The following is a 15567-nucleotide window of genomic DNA, read 5'->3' as shown; positions in this document are numbered from 1 at the left end:
CCCGGCGCGCGACCGTCACGGACCGTAGAACAGCCGCTCCACCACCGCACGGGCCCGCCGGGTGGTGCGCCGGTAGTCGTCCACCAGCTCCCCGGAGTGCCCGGCCCCGTAGCCCAGGTAGCGGGCGACGCCGGACAGCTCCCGGGCGTCGCCGGGAAAGCTGTCCCCGGCCCGGCCGCGCACCAGCATCACCGCGCTGCGCACCCGGGAGGCCAGCACCCAGGCGGCGTCCAGCACCAGGGCGTCCTCGTGCGAGACCAGCCCGGCCCGAGCCGCCTCCGCCAGCGCCGCCCGCGTCCGGGTGGTGCGCAGCCCCGGCAGCTCGTGGCCGTGCTGGAGCTGGAAGAGCTGCACCACCCACTCGACGTCGGCGAGGCCGCCCCGGCCGATCTTGGTGTGGGTGGTCGGGTCGGCGCCGCGCGGCAGCCGCTCGGACTCGATCCTGGCCTTGATCCGCCGGATCTCCACCAGGTCGCGCTCCGGCACCCCGCCGCCCGGGTAGCGCAGCGGGTCGATCAGCGCCCGGAACCGCGCCCCGAGCTCGGCGTCGCCGGCCACCGGCTCGGCCCGCAGCAGCGCCTGGCTCTCCCACACGTGCGACCACCGCCGGTAGTAGGCGGCGTACGAGGCGAGGGTGCGCACCAGCGGGCCGTTGCGGCCCTCGGGGCGCAGGTCGGCGTCGACCAGCAGCGGCGGCTCGGTGGAGGGGGCGGCGAGCAGGGTGCGCAGCTCGTTGCAGACGGCGTGCGCCGCCCGGGCGGCGTCCTCGTCGAGGGCCTCCAGCACCGGCTCGTGGACGAGCAGGACGTCCGCGTCGGAGCCGTAGCCCAGCTCGTGGCCGCCGAAGCGGCCCATCGCGATCACCGCGATCCTGGTCGGCAGCTCGCCGTTGCGGGCCTCCCAGCCGGCGGTGCAGGCCCGCAGCGCGCCCTGCAGGGTGGCCGCGTTGAGGGCGGTCAGGGCCTCGGCCGCGGTGTCGAGGGCCTCCGCGGGGTCGTCGCCGAGGCGGCCGAGCACGTCGGCGGCGGAGGTGCGGAACAGTTCGCGGCGGCGGACGGCGCGGGCCGCGGCCACCCCGGCGGCGGCGTCCCCGGCCCGGCCCACCGCGGCGAGGATCTCCTGCTCCAGCGCGGCCCGGCCGCGCGGCACCAGGCCCTGCGGGTCGCCGAGCATGGCGACCGCCTCGGGGGCGCGCAGCAGCAGGTCCGGGGCGAGCCGGCCGGCCGACAGCACCCGGGCGAGCTGCTCCGCGGCGGCGCCCTCGTCGCGCAGCAGCCGCAGGTACCAGGGGGTGCGGCCGAGCGCGTCGGAGACCTGCCGGAAGTTGAGCAGTCCGGCGTCCGGGTCGGCGGAGTCGGCGAACCAGCCGAGCAGGACGGGCAGCAGGGTGCGCTGGATGGCGGCCTTGCGGCTGACGCCGGAGGCGAGGGAGGACAGGTGGCGCAGCGCGGCCGCGGGGTCGGCGTAGCCGAGCGCCTCCAGCCGGGCCTTGGCGGCGTCCGGGCGCAGACCGGCCGCACCGGCCGGCAGCTCGGCGACGGCGTCCAGCAACGGCCGGTAGAACAGCCGCTCGTGCAGGCGGCGGACCTCGACGGCGTGCCGCTTCCACTCGCGCTGCAGGGCGGCGACCGGGTCCGCCCGGGTGTCGTCGTTGATCAGGACGGCGAGCGAGCGGGCCAGCCGGCGCTGGTCGGCCTGGCCGGTCGGCATCAGGTGGGTGCGGCGCAGCCGGTGCAGCTGGATGCGGTGCTCCAGCGCGCGCAGGAAGCGGTAGGCGGTGTCGAGCGAGGCGGCGTCGGCGCGGCCGACGTAGCCGCCGTCGCTGAGCGCCTGCAGCGCCCGCAGGGTGTTGCCGCTGCGCAGCGAGGGGTCGGTGCGGCCGTGCACCAGCTGGAGCAGCTGGACGGCGAACTCGACGTCGCGCAGGCCGCCGGGGCCCAGCTTGAGCTGCCGGTCGAGTTCGGTGGCGGGGATCGCGTCGACGACCCGGCGGCGCATCTGCTGGACGTCGGCGACGAAGTTCTCCCGGGCGGCGGCCTGCCACACCAGCGGGGCGATGGCCTCGGTGTAGGCAGCGCCGAGCTCCTCGTCGCCGGCGACCGGGCGGGCCTTGAGCAGCGCCTGGAACTCCCAGGTCTTGGCCCAACGCTGGTAGTAGGCGAGGTGGCTGGCGAGGGTGCGCACCAGCGGGCCGTTGCGGCCCTCCGGGCGGAGGTTGGCGTCGACCGGCCAGATGACGCCCTCGCCGGTGGTGTCGGAGCAGATCCGCATCAGCCGGGCGGCGAGCCGGGTGGCGGCCTGCATCGCCCGGTGCTCCTCGGTGTCCTCGGCCGCCTCGGCGACGAAGACCACGTCCACGTCGGAGACGTAGTTGAGTTCGCCGCCGCCGCACTTGCCCATGCCGATCACGGCCAGCCGGCAGGCCGCCGCGGCGTCCGGGTCCTCGGCGGAGGCGATGTCCAGGGCGGTCTGCAGGGTGGCGCCGGCGAGGTCGGCGAGTTCGGCGGAGGCCTGCGACAGGTCGGTGGTGCCCGTGAGGTCGCGGGCGGCGATGGCGAGCAGGCAGCGGCGGTAGGCGGTGCGCAGCACGTCGGGGCGGCGCGGCGGGTCGGCGGCCCAGACGCGCTCGGCGAGGGCGCGGCGGAACTCGGCGGCGCCCGGGTGGATGTCGTGCTGCTCGAAGCTGACCAGCGCGTGCCAGTCCTCCGGGTGGCGGGCCAGGTGGTCGCCGAGGGCGGCGGAGGCTCCGAGCACGGCGAGCAGGCGGTCGCGCAGCGGCTTGGCGGTGGTGAGGGTGTCGCGCAGGGTGTGCCGCTCGGGCTCGTCGAGGGCCTCCAGCAGACGGGCGAGGCCGAGCAGGGCGAGGTCGGGGTCGGCGGTGGAGCCGAGCGAGTCCAGCAGCACGGAGTCGTCGGCGAGGCCGGTGAGCGCCGGTTCGGCCAGGCGCGCCACGGCGGCGTCCGGGTCCTCGAAGCCGCGCCTCACCAGCCGGACCTCCAGACGGCTGGTCCGGCCGCCGGTCCGTTCATCCACCGACATCGCCCCTCCCGGTGTTCGCGGCCCGTCCGACGGGTGCGTGTCTACGAGCCTACGGGCCGCGGTGTGCCGCGGCCCGTCCGGCCTGTAGGAGCTGTCCTCAAGACGTACGGATGCCTCCGGGGGCGCGTGGATCGACCACCCGAGCGCCGTTCGACGACAACTGCTAGGCGAGCAGCAGCGTCCGCCGGATCCGGCGCCACGGGAGGGCGGCGAACGGCACCGCGACGGCCAGCGCGATCCCGGCGGCGGCCAGGCCGGTGTCGCCGCGGACGGCCCCGAGCAGGGCGGTGCCCCAGCCGGCGCCGGAGCCGAGCAGGCCGAGGGCCCGGCGCCGGCGGTCGGAGATCGGGGTGACGACGGTGCGCCGGCGCTGGCGGCCCGTCCAGGAGACCAGGTGCCGGCCCAGCACCCATTCGCGGAACATCACCCAGAGCGCGAAGGCGGTGCCCAGCGTGCCGACCAGCAGGTAGGCGGGGTAGCAGGCGAGCGCCCGCCGCACGCCGAGCTGGAGACTGGCGGTGGTGAGGGTGACCGCCGCCATGACCAGGAACCACGAGCCGAACCAGCGCACCGCGTCGAACTCGGTGAACCCGGTGGCCAGGTGGTAGAGCAGCGAGACGTAGCCCGCGGCCAGCAGGGCGCTGTCGACCATCATGGCGCCGAAGACCTTGGTGAACCCCCAGCTGCGGAAGAACAGGCCCTTGTGCTTGTCGATGGCCTGGGCCCAGCCGGAGGCCCAGCGGTGGGTCTGGGCCCAGTACTCGCGCCAGCCGCGGGGGTCGCGGACGGCGACGAACTCGCCGCGGACGAAGCCCGCCGGGCGTCCGTGGCGGTTCATCTTGAGGGCGAGTTCGACGTCCTCGCAGAGACTGTCGGTGGACCAGCCGCCGACCGCGCGCAGGTCGTCCACCCGGTACAGGCCGGCCGAGCCGGAGAGCACCGCGACCCAGCCGTGCCAGGTCTCGACGATCCGGGAGATCCGGTGCGCCGAGGCCCACTCGACGGACCGGGAGCGCTGGAAGAGCCCGGTGCTGCTGTGCGGGGTGACCGACAGGCAGACGCCGCCGTAGCCGTGCTCGTCCATCACCCGCAGGCAGGTCTCGAAGACCTGCCGGGAGGCGAAGTAACCGTCGGCGTCCAGCAGTGCGGCATGGCTGGTGGTGACCCGCTCCAGGGCGTGGTTGAGCGAGCGGGGCTTGCTCGCGAAGCCGACCTCGATGACCTCGGCTCCGCATTCCGCGGCGATCCGCGCCGTCCCGTCCGTACACGAATCAGCAATGACGATGACTTTCTGCGGCGGCACGCTCTGAGAAAAGGCGGATTCCACCGCGGTCGCGATGAAATCCGCCTCGTTGTGTGCCGGAATCAGCACGGTGACCGAATGCGTCACCGGCGTGCGAACCACTTCACTGCCGCGCCGACCGCGGTGGTCGCACCCCCGATGGCCAGCATGGCGAGCGAGGCGACACCGGTATGGGCGAGTCCGTACATTCCCTCTGCCTCCTTTTTGTTCCGTCCACGGACGGGTTCCGTCCGACGGTTCCGGCCGACCGGGGAGATGGTGCGGTCCGGTGGATGAGTCAGATGTACCACGCAGCCGCCTGCTGTCAGCTCATCACACAGCGCGGCCGTCGCGGCTCTCCGTCAATTCATCCGGTCAGCTCTGGATACGGGTATCCGCCGGGCCGACCGCGCATCGTGAAACCACCGGAGCCCCGCCGTCAGCCGGACGGCTGCCGGTCGAGGAGGGACATGCACCCGCTCCACCTGCTGCTGGCGGCCGCGCTCGCCGCCGCCCCGGGCGGTACCCACCGAGCCGTCCCCGCACCGGGCCGCATCGTTTTCATGGACACCTTCGCCACCCTGGACGTCGGCCCGGGGCGAACCTGGGGCTGGCAGACCGCCGCCTACTCCCGGTGCACCGACAGCAGCGACAACCCGAACGCCTGGAAGCTCGACCGGCTCACCACCGCCGCGCTCTCCGCCGCGTCCGGCCACCTCGTCATCACCGCCACCCCGCGGCCGGACGGCGCTTGGAACACCGGGCTGCTCACCACCGGCGACTCCTGCAGCTCCGGCGGCAACGGCGTCCAGGTCCGCACCGGGGACTTCCTGCTCGCCCACATACGCCTGCCGCAGGCCGACACCGGCACCTGGCCCGCGCTGTGGACCTGGCGCGACGGGCACAACGAGGTCGACGTCTTCGAATGGCACGCCGACCGGCCGGAGAACATCGAGTTCGTCAACCACGTCCGCAGCGGCGACACCGTCTTCACCGCGCCCTACGTCGGCGCCGGGAAGTGGATCTACATCGGTGCCAGGTTCGGCGCCGACAACACCACCTGGTACATCGGCACCGACCGCAACCGCCTCACCGCCGCCTTCGCCGACCGCACCGGCGTCGGCCCCGACTTCGCCGCCTACCCGATCCTCAACCTGTCGGTCAACGACGGCGCCTTCCACTCCCGGCCGCCGGGCAGCACCCCCGCCACCCTGGAGTCCGACCTGGTGATGATCCAGCGGCCGGCGCCGGTCGGCCTGCCCGACGCGCCTTGACCGGCCGCGCACCGACCGACGCGCGCCGACCGACGCCGGCTCAGGCCACCTGGAGGCAGTCGCGCCCGGACGTCCCGGCGCTCGACAGGTACGTCCCGGCGGATCCGCCGCCGGCGACGCTCAGCAACTCCATCCCGTGCCGGCCCCCCGGGCCGTAGCCCAGCGCGGTGAGCCTGCGGCAGAGTTCCGAGGCCTGCGCGTGATCGGCGCCCGCCACCGCGCTCACCATCAGCGAACGGCGGGGCAGCCCGGACGGCGAGGGCTGCACCAGCACCGTCCCGTGGGCCACGCCCGGCAGGCAGCGGACCTCCTCCGGGACGTCCTCCACCACCGCACCGGGCGCCGTCTCGGCAGCCGGCTCCTCCGAAGCCCCCGGCGCGACCGACGGCGCGCACGAGGACCCCACCGGAACGGGGGCCGGCCGGCCGGTGTCCGCCGCGACCTCCCCGTCCGCCCCGCACCCCGTCACCGTCACCGCCACCAGCCCGGCAGCCGCCACGGCCGCCCACGCCAGTCCCCGCACGCGCATTCCCCGCCCCCGAGCCCGTTCGAACCAGTGATGATCATATCGACGCCACCGCCCCCGCGGCCCGCCACCTGCCGCCGGCAGTCGCCGCCGCACCCGGCGGGAGCGCCGGAGGCTACGCCCCGTCAGCCCCTCGCACGGACCCGAGCAGTCACTACTTTCCGCGATGATCCGACATGCCCGCGTCAGTCGTTCGAGGTCACGTGGCCGGTGGCGGCCCCGCGAATGCCCACAGACGGACGCCCCCTGCCGAGGAACCCACCCGGCCGGGGGACACCCCCTGCGCGCCGGCTGCCCGACGGCAACCGAGGAATCCCATGTCAAGCGAACTGCTCTTCTACCGCCCCGACAACGGCCACATCGCCACCGGGCGACTCGAGACCAACGGCACCTTCACCGGCCTGGCCCAGGGCGGCCTGTCCAGCAACTGGCTGGCGGTCACGCCCGTCTCCTGACCGCACCGCAGGCACCGCACCGGGACCGCATGGAGCGAGCCGACGGTCCCGGTGCGGGGCTACCCGCCGACGCGGGGCGGGTACTGCGGCGGCTGCGGCGCGGCTCCCGCATGACGGCCGGCGACGGCCGCGGCGAGCGCCAACAGGGCCTCCACCTGGGCCGCCTGAATGCGGGTTTCGCTGGTGGAGTTGATGCCAGTGATCTTGGTCCGCGCAAGGATGTCGATCGCGGCCTGGGCGTGCACTTCGTAGTCGGCCATGCCTGACTCCTGACTGTGCGATGGGACGGTGTGACATCGAACTACGTCGACGGTAGGTCGCGGCGGCGGCACCGGCACCCCGTACGAACACCCCTCTCCGGGAGGGGCACCGGGCCGCGGCATCAGTCCTGCTGCTGCCCGCCTCCTCGACGGCGGCGGACCCGGCACGGCGGCGGCCCAGCACGGTGCAGCCCAGGACCACCAGGCCGACGGCGACGAGCCTGGCGGCCCAGTGGTAGCCGGACGCCCGGTTCTCCGGGGCGCCGGGCAACTCGAAGGTGACCCAGACCGCCGCGACTCCACCCAGGACGATCAGCCCGACGGCTCCCCACGTCCCGCGCCCCGCCCACCAGGGTCCTGAGCCGGAACCCTGCTCGCCGTTCCGCTCGACGCCCTTGTCCGCCGTGTCTGTTCTCCCTGACGCGTGGCGGTCGAGAAGAAGGACGCCCGGCCGACCTGGAAGGGTTCACCGGCCACCCGGTACCCCCGGCCACAGTCCTGAGAACGCCCCTCGGGCCGGCGGGATGCATCCACCGGCAACGCGGAGCGAGAGGTCAGTCGAAGAGTTCCAGGCGGGCCCCTGACACCTCGGCGAACAGCTCCACCAGGCCCTCGCCGGAACGGTTGCCGGGCACCAGCAGCCCGCCCCGGTCGGCGCGGACGACCACGAAGTTGTTGTCGATGAGGTCGGAGATCCCGCCGGTCCAGAACGTGTCCCACAACGCGTCCAGGCTCCACCCCTGCCACTCCGGAAAGGCCTCGGACTCCACCGCACGGACCGCCGCCACGAAGTCGCGCAGGGACTCGATCCGGCATCCCCGCACATCGATCACCAGGTCGTCCTGCTCCACCCCGACACCTATCCACCTCACAGGAAGCGCCTTTGGCCGCCCGACAGAACGCCCTCGGGCCGACGGATGCGATCCGCCGGCCCGAGGGGCTCCTTGCGTTTCAGACCTGCTCTGACCTGCGGTTACAGCACCTGGAGGTTCTTCCGCAGCTCGAACGGGGTGACCTCGGAGCGGTACTCCTCCCACTCCTGGCGCTTGTTGCGCAGGAAGAAGTCGAAGACGTGCTCGCCCAGGGTCTCGGCGACGAGTTCGCTGCGCTGCATCAGGTCGATGGCCTCGCCGAGGTTCTGCGGCATGGGCTGGATGCCGAGCGCACGGCGCTCCCCGTCGGAGAGGGCCCACACGTCGTCGTCGGCGCCGGCCGGGAGTTCGTAGCCCTCCTCGATGCCCTTGAGGCCGGCGGCGAGGGTGACGGCGTAGGCGAGGTAGGGGTTGCAGCCGGTGTCGAGGGAGCGGACCTCGACGCGGGTGGAGCCCTGCTTACCGGGCTTGTACATCGGGACGCGGATCAGCGCGGAGCGGTTGTTGTGGCCCCAGCAGATGTACGAGGGGGCCTCGCCGCCGGCGCCCGCGGTGCGCTGCGAGCCGCCCCAGATGCGCTTGTAGGAGTTGACCCACTGGTTGGTGACGGCGGCGGTCTCGGCGGCGTGCTTGAGCAGGCCGGCGATGAAGGAGCGGCCGACCTTGGAGAGCTGGTACTCGGCGCCGGACTCGTGGAAGGCGTTGCGGTCGCCCTCGAAGAGGGAGACGTGGGTGTGCATGCCGGAGCCGGGGTGGTCGGAGAACGGCTTGGGCATGAAGCTGGCGTGCACGCCCTGCTCCAGCGCGACCTCCTTCATGACCAGGCGGAAGGTCATGATGTTGTCGGCGGTGGAGAGCGCGTCCGCGTACCGGAGGTCGATCTCCTGCTGGCCGGGGGCGCCCTCGTGGTGGGAGAACTCCACCGAGATGCCCATCGACTCCAGCATGGTGATGGCCTGTCGGCGGAAGTCGTGGCCGACGCCGCGCGGGGTGTGGTCGAAGTAGCCGGACTGGTCGGCCGGGATCGGTGCGGTGCCGTCGCCGGGGAGGTTCTTCAGGAGGAAGAACTCGATCTCGGGGTGGGTGTAGAAGGTGAAGCCCTGTGCGGAGGCCTTCTCCAGGGTGCGCTTGAGCACGTACCGCGGGTCGGCGAACGACGGGGAGCCGTCCGGCATGAGGATGTCGCAGAACATGCGCGCGGTGCCCGGGGTCTCGGAGCGCCACGGCAGTATCTGGAAGGTGGTCGGGTCCGGCTTGGCGATCATGTCGGACTCGTAGACGCGGGCGAAGCCCTCGATCGCCGAGCCGTCGAAGCCGATGCCCTCCTCGAAGGCCTGCTCCAGCTCGGCGGGCGCGACTGCGACCGACTTCAGGAACCCGAGGACGTCGGTGAACCACAGCCGGACAAAACGGATGTCACGCTCCTCGAGCGTGCGAAGCACGAACTCCTGCTGCTTGCCCATGGGGACAGTCTCACCTCTGCTCTTTACGTCCGTGTTACGCCCGGCGGCGGCGGGCGCCTGCCGGAGCGGCGCATGGTCCCGCGACCGATCCCATCATGGCGGATCATCGCCCGCCGTCCACCCCTGGGTGGCCGCCGACCGAAGGGTGGACGGCGGGCCCCGGGGATACCCCCCGCGACATAACGTCAGTTAGACGATTACACTCGGGGCCATGCCGAATCTGCGTCTCGCCCTGTGCCAGAACGACCCCTGGGTCGGCGACATCGCCCGCAACAGCGACGAGGTGGTGCGCTGGACCCGGCAGGCCGCCGACGCGGGCGCCCAGCTGGTCGCCTTCCCCGAGATGGCCCTGACCGGGTACCCGGTCGAGGACCTCGCCCTGCGCGGCTCCTTCGTGGAGGCCTCGCGCACCGCCCTGGTGGAGCTCGCCGCCCGGCTGCGGGACGAGGGCCTGGGCGAGGTGCCGGTGGTGGTCGGCTACCTGGGCCGTTCCGACCACGACTCGCCGCGCCTGCACCGCCCGGCCGGCTCCCCGCAGAACTGCGCCGCGGTGCTGCACCGCGGCGAGGTGGTCACCCGCTTCGCCAAGCACTACCTGCCCAACTACGGCGTCTTCGACGAGTACCGCTACTTCGTCCCGGGCGACCAGCTGGTGGTGCTGACCCTGCACGGGGTGGACGTCGCGCTGGCGATCTGCGAGGACATCTGGCAGGACGGCGGCCGCGCCACCGCCGCCGGCGAGGTCGGGGCCGGCCTGCTGCTGGTGGTCAACGGCTCCCCGTACGAGCGCAACAAGGACGACGTCCGCCTCGACCTGGTGCAGCGGCGGGCCGCCGAGGCGGGTTGCACCCTCGCCTACCTGAACATGGTCGGCGGCCAGGACGAGCTGGTCTTCGACGGCGACTCGGTGGTGGTCTCGAAGGACGGCGCGGTGCTCGCCCGGGCCCCGCAGTTCGAGGAGCGGCTGCTGCTCACCGACCTGGAGCTGCCGGCCGCCTCCGCCGAGCACACCGACGGCCTGATCCTCACGGACGGGCTGCACCTGGTGCGGGTGGACCTCGGCGGCGAGCCGCTGCCGGCCCCGGCCGAGCCGGTCGCCGCGGAGGTCGCGCCGCGGCTGGACGACGAGGCGGAGATCTACGCCGCGCTGGTCGTGGGCACCCGGGCGTACGTCCGCAAGAACGGCTTCAAGTCGGTGCTGATCGGCCTGTCCGGCGGCATCGACTCGGCGCTGGTCGCCGCGATCGCGGTGGACGCGGTCGGCGCGGAGAACGTGCACTGCGTCTCGATGCCGAGCCGGTACTCCTCGGAGCACTCCAAGGACGACGCGGCCGAGCTGGCCCGCCGCACCGGCCTCAACTTCCGCACCGTGCCGATCGCCCCGATGTTCGACGCCTACATGGGCTCGCTGGGGCTGACCGGCCTGGCCGAGGAGAACCTGCAGTCCCGGCTGCGCGGCACCCTGCTGATGGCGGTCTCCAACCAGGAGGGCCACATCGTCCTCGCGCCGGGCAACAAGAGCGAGCTGGCGGTCGGCTACTCGACGCTGTACGGCGACTCGGTGGGCGCGTACGGGCCCATCAAGGACGTCTACAAGTCGCTGATCTTCCGGCTGGCGAGGTGGCGCAACGAGGCCGCCGAGGCGCGCGGCGAGGTGCCGCCGATCCCGGAGAACACCATCAGCAAGCCGCCGTCCGCGGAGCTGCGGCCGGACCAGGTCGACACCGACTCGCTGCCCGACTACGACCTGCTGGACACCGTGCTCGACCTGTACGTCGAGGGCGACCTCGGCCGGGACGCGATCGTGGCCAAGGGCTTCCCGCCCGAGGTGGTGGACAGGGTGGTCCGGCTGGTCGACACCGCCGAGTACAAGCGCCGGCAGTACCCGCCGGGCCCGAAGATCTCGGCCAAGGGCTTCGGCCGGGACCGCCGTCTGCCGATCACCAACCGCTGGCGCCGCGGCTGACCCCGTGGCCCCGTCCGGCGGTCCCGCTCAGCCGAGCGAGGCCTGCCAGGTCCAGGAGGTGCGCCGCGGCCGGCCGCCGAGGACGGCCCGCCCGGTGCACCAGAGCAGGACGGCGGCCGGCTCGCCGCCCGGCGCGTCCGGGAAGAGCCGGGCCAGCACAGCGGCGCAGAGCGAGGCCGGCGGGTGCCACTCGACCCGCAGGCCGCGGGTGATGTCCCAGGTGTGCAGCAGGGTCTCGGCGACGCCCATGGCCGCGAAGCCGGACGGGTCGCACGGGCCCCAGTGCCAGGCCCTGGCCTCGGGTCCGCTGACGGCGAGCGCGCCGACCAGCAGTCCGCCGGCGGCCCGGACGACCTGCAGCACCTCGTCCACCGGCGCCTCCCGGCGGACCACCAGGTCGAAGGGGAGGTAGCTCTCGCGGGGCCGGGCGGCGAGCTGGCCGGCGTAGGCCAGCAGGTCGTGCGCGACGTGCACGGCCGTCTCGCGGCACGTCCAGGTCAGCGGGCCGGCCTGGACGGACCAGTCGTCCTCCTCGTGGAGGACCAGCACGTCCAGCGCCGCGCCGAGGGCCCGGTCCACGTCGCGTCCGTCCATGCCTGCCATCGTCGCACGGCACGGCGGGACGCGGGCCCCGAACGCCGCCCCTACCGTCGGCGGCGGGGGCGGCGTTCGGGGCGGAGGCGGGCCGGTCAGTAGCGGTAGGTGGCGGTGACGGCGCGGTGGTCGCTGCCGTCGGAGGGCAGCACCTGCGAGTCGGTCGGGGTCAGCTTGCCCTTGCTGAGGATCTGGTCGATCCGCGCCATCGGGAAGCCGGCCGGCCAGGAGAAGCCGAAGCCGTCGCCGGCGGCGCCCTGCGCGGAACGCATCTGCGAGGTGATCGGGGCCAGGCTGCGGTCGTTCATGGTGCCGTTGAGGTCGCCGAGCAGGATGACCTTCTTCAGCCGCTCGGCCTCGATGGCGTCGCCCAGGGCCTGTGCGCTGTGGTCGCGCCGGCCGGCCGTGAAGCCGCTCTCCGACTTGACCCGCACCGAGGGCAGGTGGGCGACGTAGACGGCGAGCGGGCCCTGCGGCGTGGTGACCTCGGCCCGGAAGGCGCGGGTCCAGCCGATCCTGATGTCGACCTCGTGGACGTCGCCGATCGGGTACGTCGACCACAGGCCGACGGTGCCGCGCACGGCGTGGTACGGGTACCGGGCGGCCAGCCCCGCGGTGTAGGTGGCGACCGCGCCCGGTGTGATCTCCTCCAGGGCGACGATCTCGGCGCCGGAGCCGTTCAGCAGCTTCAGGGTGCCGGCGGTGTCGCTGTTGGCGGCGGCCACGTTGTGGGTGAGCACGGTGAAGTCGCCGCGGCCGCCGCCCTTGTCGGTCAGCAGGCCGCCGAACAGGTTCAGCCAGACGATCGCCGGCAGCAGCACCGCGGTCAGCGCGGTCGCCGAGCGGCGCCACAGGCCGACCGCGAGCAGCACCGGCACGGCCAGCCCCAGCCAGGGCAGGAAGGTCTCCAGCAGGCTGCCGAGGTTGCCCCAGCGGTTGGGGACGAGGGCGTGGCAGGCCAGCAGCAGCGCGGTGAGGACGGCGAGGCCGGCGGTGACCCAGCCGCGGCGCGGGTCCAGCCAGCGGCGGCCGCCGGCCGGTGGGGCCGGTGCGCCGTCGGCTGCTGCCACTGCCTCGTCCGCCTGCACCATGCGCCCCGCTCCTCCGCACCCGGCGTCTCGTACCGCCGGAATGGTCCGTGCCTCTTCCGGCCGCGCCGGTCGGGCGTGTGCGGCGGGTCACGGGGACCCTCCCGGCACACGCCCGGTCGTATTCTCGGCTCAGCCTATGACGGCATGGACGCGCGGGAGCCACCGGAAGGTTGCGGCACGCCACCGATCAGCGGGAACGCCCTCCGGACGGCTGTGCGCCGACCCCGTTGAGGACGGCGTCGACCATCTGCTCCGCGAGGTCCGGGTCGTCCAGCGGGGCCTCGTCCCAGAGCACCGAGCGCAGCAGGATCGGGCCGATGATGATCTCGCAGACCAGCTCGACGTCGAGGTCCGAACGGAGCACGCCCTCGTCGACGCCGCGGCGGACGATGGCCCGGGCGAGTTCGCGGCGGGGTTTGACCACCTGCTCCTGGTAGGTCTCGCGCAGCTCGGGCCAGGCGTTCATCTGGCTGAGCGCGGACTTGAGCATCCAGCGGGAGCGCTTGGCGAGGCCGCGCTTGCGCATGTAGTCGACCATGCGGACGAGTTCCTCGCGGACGGTGCCGCCGCTGGGCTCGGGCAGCGGCGACTCCAGCCGGGCGACGACCTCGACCAGCAGGGCCTCCTTGTTGGGCCAGCGCCGGTAGATGGTGGCCTTGCCGACGCCCGCGGCGGCCGCGATCCGCTCGACGGACAGCTCGGAGAGGCTCTTGCCGGACTCCATCAGGTCCTCGACGGCGGCGAAGATGGCCTGTTCGGCGGCCTCGCTGCGCGGGCGGCCCCGGCGCGGGGCGCAGAGCTCCGCGGCGGGGCCGTCCTCGTCGGCGCCGCATGCCGAGACGGTCGGTTCGGTGTGCATGGCGCCATTCTCTCCTGACGTGCTCAGACCCTGGTCGGGCGCGGCTCGCTGTCGGCCGGGGAGGCGTCCGCGGCGGGGCCGGCGGCCGGGGCGGCCTGTGCCCTGCCGGGCAGCAGCACCAGGGCGAGCACCACGCCGAGGGCGGTGATGCCGGCGGAGAGGCCGGCGACCACGTGCATGGCGTGCACGAAGGCGTCCTCGGCGGGGGCGACCAGGCCCGGCGTCCGGGTGCGGTCGGCGACCGCGAGGGTGGCCTCCAGGGACTCGCCGGCCTTCTCGCGGATGCCGGCGGGCAGCTTGTCGAGGTGGTCGCTCATGCCGTCGCGGTACACGGTGGAGAGCACCGCGCCGAGCACGGCGACACCGAGCGAGCCGCCGACCTGGCGGAAGGTGTTGTTGATGGCGGAGCCGGCGCCGGCCTTCTCGCGGGGCAGCGAGCCCATGATGGCGACGGTGACCGGCGGCATGACGTGGGCCATGCCGGCGCCCATCACGAAGCCGATGACGACCAGGACCCAGATCGGCGTGGTGGTGCCGAGCAGCAGGTAGCCGAGGAAGCCGACCACGATCAGGGCCATGCCGCCGGCGCAGGTGGCGCGGACGCCGAAGCGGTCGACGACGAGCCGGGCGCGCGGGGCGAAGGCCATCTGGGCGGCGGCCAGCGGCAGCATCAGCATGCCGGACTGCAGGGCGCTGTAGCCGCGGACGCTCTGGGTGTAGAAGACGCCGAAGAAGGAGACGCCCATCAGCGCGAAGAACACCACGCCGATGACGACGACCGAGGCGGAGAACACCCGGTTGCGGAACCAGGTGACGTCCAGCGCGGGGTGGGCGGTGCGCCGCTCGAAGAGGACGAAGGCGGCGAGCGCGACCACGCCGACCAGGATCGGCACCCAGGCGCCGGGGGCGGTGAAGTCGGCGAGTTCGCCGCCCTTGATGATGCCGTAGATCAGCGCGACCAGGCCGATGACGGAGAGCACCACGCCGATCGGGTCGAGCTTGCCGGGCTTGGGGTCCTTCGAGTTCGGCACCAGGACCGACATGGCGACCAGGGCGACGACCACGATCGGGACGTTGACCAGGAAGACCGAGCCCCACCAGAAGTGCTCGATCAGCAGGCCGCCGGTGATCGGGCCGATGGCGATGGCGAGGCCGACCGCGCCGGCCCAGATGCCGATCGCCTTCGGCTGCTCCTTGCGGTCGAAGACGTTCATGATGATCGCGAGGGTGGCGGGCATCACGAAGGCGCCGCCGAGGCCCATGACCGCGCGGAAGGCGATGAGCTGGCCGGGGCTGTCGGCGATCGCGGAGAGCAGCGAGCCGAGGCCGAAGACGGCCATGCCGCCGAGCAGGGACCACTTGCGGCCGAGCCGGTCGCCGAGCAGGCCGGCGGTGAAGAGCAGGCCGGCGAAGACCAGGGTGTAGGAGTTGATCGCCCACTCGAGGTCGCTCTGGCTGGCGCCGAGGCCGGTGGGGGCGGGCTGGGCGATCGTCTTCATCGCCACGTTGAGGATCGAGTTGTCGAGCACGACGACGAGCAGGGCGAGGATCAGGGTGCCCAGGATCGCCCAGCGTCGGCGGTGGACTGCTTCGGACGTGTGCGGTGGCGCAGCGGTGGTCATGGTGTGGATTCCCCGTCCGTACGAAAAAGACCTGTGCGGACTTACGAGCCGATGGCGTCTCGTAACCCGTTCGGCTCAAGCGTAGCCCTTTTTTCGATACGAGACGGACCCGTATCGCAAACTCTGGGTAAAGGGTTCCGGGCCGGACGGCGGGCGGAGCGTGACGGACGGCCCGTGCCCCGGGTCTTTGCGGCGGGCGGGCGGCGTGCAAGCATGGGAGCAGATCCGGGGACGCCGTACGGCGCCACGAGACGACAACCCTTC

General features: G+C 73.3%; 13 protein-coding genes. 3 read left to right on the top strand and 10 right to left on the bottom strand.

Annotated elements, in window-relative coordinates; all coding sequences use genetic code 11:
- Positions 1 to 15: 15 nt before the first annotated feature.
- Positions 16 to 3039 carry a bifunctional [glutamine synthetase] adenylyltransferase/[glutamine synthetase]-adenylyl-L-tyrosine phosphorylase gene (locus AB0442_RS10410; RefSeq protein WP_366162022.1) on the bottom strand — a complete coding sequence of 1008 codons (3024 nt, stop codon included), beginning with the start codon at positions 3037 to 3039 and terminating at the stop codon, positions 16 to 18.
- 163 nt (positions 3040 to 3202) lie between these two features.
- Positions 3203 to 4411: a glycosyltransferase gene (locus AB0442_RS10405; protein ID WP_366162125.1), complete on the bottom strand. Its 1209-nt coding sequence runs from the start codon at positions 4409 to 4411 to the stop codon at positions 3203 to 3205.
- Between the two features lie 380 nt (positions 4412 to 4791).
- Here AB0442_RS10405 and AB0442_RS10400 point away from each other — a divergent pair, with 380 nt between their 5' ends.
- Positions 4792 to 5595 (top strand): beta-glucanase, encoded by an 804-nt coding sequence (locus AB0442_RS10400; protein ID WP_366162020.1) that lies wholly within the window; start codon positions 4792 to 4794, stop codon positions 5593 to 5595.
- Between the two features lie 40 nt (positions 5596 to 5635).
- Here the strand turns inward: AB0442_RS10400 and AB0442_RS10395 are convergent, their stop codons facing one another.
- Positions 5636 to 6118: a hypothetical protein gene (locus tag AB0442_RS10395; RefSeq protein ID WP_366162018.1), complete on the bottom strand. Its 483-nt coding sequence runs from the start codon at positions 6116 to 6118 to the stop codon at positions 5636 to 5638.
- Positions 6119 to 6438: 320 nt separating this feature from the next.
- Between AB0442_RS10395 and AB0442_RS10390 the strand changes: the two genes are divergently transcribed.
- A complete protein-coding gene (locus tag AB0442_RS10390; protein WP_366162016.1) occupies positions 6439 to 6576 on the top strand; it encodes a hypothetical protein in 138 nt (45 codons plus the stop codon).
- 59 nt (positions 6577 to 6635) lie between these two features.
- Here the strand turns inward: AB0442_RS10390 and AB0442_RS10385 are convergent, their stop codons facing one another.
- From AB0442_RS10385 to glnA, 3 genes are all read right to left on the bottom strand, one after another.
- Entirely contained in the window at positions 6636 to 6836 is a 201-nt protein-coding gene (locus AB0442_RS10385; RefSeq protein ID WP_366162014.1) for a hypothetical protein, read from the bottom strand.
- 554 nt (positions 6837 to 7390) lie between these two features.
- Positions 7391 to 7687: a hypothetical protein gene (locus AB0442_RS10380; protein WP_366162013.1), complete on the bottom strand. Its 297-nt coding sequence runs from the start codon at positions 7685 to 7687 to the stop codon at positions 7391 to 7393.
- Positions 7688 to 7809: 122 nt separating this feature from the next.
- Positions 7810 to 9171, bottom strand: coding sequence for a type I glutamate--ammonia ligase (gene glnA / locus AB0442_RS10375; protein WP_363546643.1), 1362 nt, complete (start codon positions 9169 to 9171; stop codon positions 7810 to 7812).
- A 211-nt stretch (positions 9172 to 9382) separates the two neighbouring features.
- Here glnA and AB0442_RS10370 point away from each other — a divergent pair, with 211 nt between their 5' ends.
- Positions 9383 to 11137 (top strand): NAD+ synthase, encoded by a 1755-nt coding sequence (locus tag AB0442_RS10370; protein ID WP_366162011.1) that lies wholly within the window; start codon positions 9383 to 9385, stop codon positions 11135 to 11137.
- Positions 11138 to 11164: 27 nt separating this feature from the next.
- Here AB0442_RS10370 and AB0442_RS10365 read toward each other — a convergent pair whose 3' ends face one another.
- The 4 genes from AB0442_RS10365 to AB0442_RS10350 form a co-directional block, all read right to left on the bottom strand.
- A complete protein-coding gene (locus AB0442_RS10365; RefSeq protein ID WP_366162009.1) occupies positions 11165 to 11731 on the bottom strand; it encodes a maleylpyruvate isomerase N-terminal domain-containing protein in 567 nt (188 codons plus the stop codon).
- Between the two features lie 95 nt (positions 11732 to 11826).
- A complete protein-coding gene (locus AB0442_RS10360; protein WP_366162007.1) occupies positions 11827 to 12822 on the bottom strand; it encodes an endonuclease/exonuclease/phosphatase family protein in 996 nt (331 codons plus the stop codon).
- Positions 12823 to 13009: 187 nt separating this feature from the next.
- Positions 13010 to 13681, bottom strand: coding sequence for a TetR/AcrR family transcriptional regulator (locus AB0442_RS10355; protein WP_366162005.1), 672 nt, complete (start codon positions 13679 to 13681; stop codon positions 13010 to 13012).
- A gap of 23 nt (positions 13682 to 13704) precedes the next feature.
- The gene (locus AB0442_RS10350) at positions 13705 to 15303 is read right to left on the bottom strand and encodes an MFS transporter (RefSeq protein ID WP_366162003.1); all 1599 of its coding nucleotides are present in this window, start codon (positions 15301 to 15303) and stop codon (positions 13705 to 13707) included.
- Positions 15304 to 15567 lie beyond the last annotated feature (264 nt).

This window comes from Kitasatospora sp. NPDC085895 (assembly GCF_040702125.1).
In the GTDB taxonomy this organism is placed as follows: domain Bacteria; phylum Actinomycetota; class Actinomycetes; order Streptomycetales; family Streptomycetaceae; genus Kitasatospora; species Kitasatospora arboriphila.
Note: the sequence above shows the minus strand (reverse complement) of the source record. Positions and strands in the feature narration are given on the sequence as shown.

Coding starts and splice junctions, on each gene's coding strand:
- AB0442_RS10360 (WP_366162007.1), bottom strand. CDS start 12,822: ATGGTGCAGGCGGACGAGGCAGTGGCAGCAGCCGACGGCGCACCGGCC.
- AB0442_RS10390 (WP_366162016.1), top strand. CDS start 6,439: ATGTCAAGCGAACTGCTCTTCTACCGCCCCGACAACGGCCACATCGCC.
- AB0442_RS10370 (WP_366162011.1), top strand. CDS start 9,383: ATGCCGAATCTGCGTCTCGCCCTGTGCCAGAACGACCCCTGGGTCGGC.
- AB0442_RS10350 (WP_366162003.1), bottom strand. CDS start 15,303: ATGACCACCGCTGCGCCACCGCACACGTCCGAAGCAGTCCACCGCCGA.
- AB0442_RS10355 (WP_366162005.1), bottom strand. CDS start 13,681: ATGCACACCGAACCGACCGTCTCGGCATGCGGCGCCGACGAGGACGGC.
- AB0442_RS10385 (WP_366162014.1), bottom strand. CDS start 6,836: ATGGCCGACTACGAAGTGCACGCCCAGGCCGCGATCGACATCCTTGCG.
- glnA (WP_363546643.1), bottom strand. CDS start 9,171: ATGGGCAAGCAGCAGGAGTTCGTGCTTCGCACGCTCGAGGAGCGTGAC.
- AB0442_RS10410 (WP_366162022.1), bottom strand. CDS start 3,039: ATGTCGGTGGATGAACGGACCGGCGGCCGGACCAGCCGTCTGGAGGTC.
- AB0442_RS10365 (WP_366162009.1), bottom strand. CDS start 11,731: ATGGACGGACGCGACGTGGACCGGGCCCTCGGCGCGGCGCTGGACGTG.
- AB0442_RS10400 (WP_366162020.1), top strand. CDS start 4,792: ATGCACCCGCTCCACCTGCTGCTGGCGGCCGCGCTCGCCGCCGCCCCG.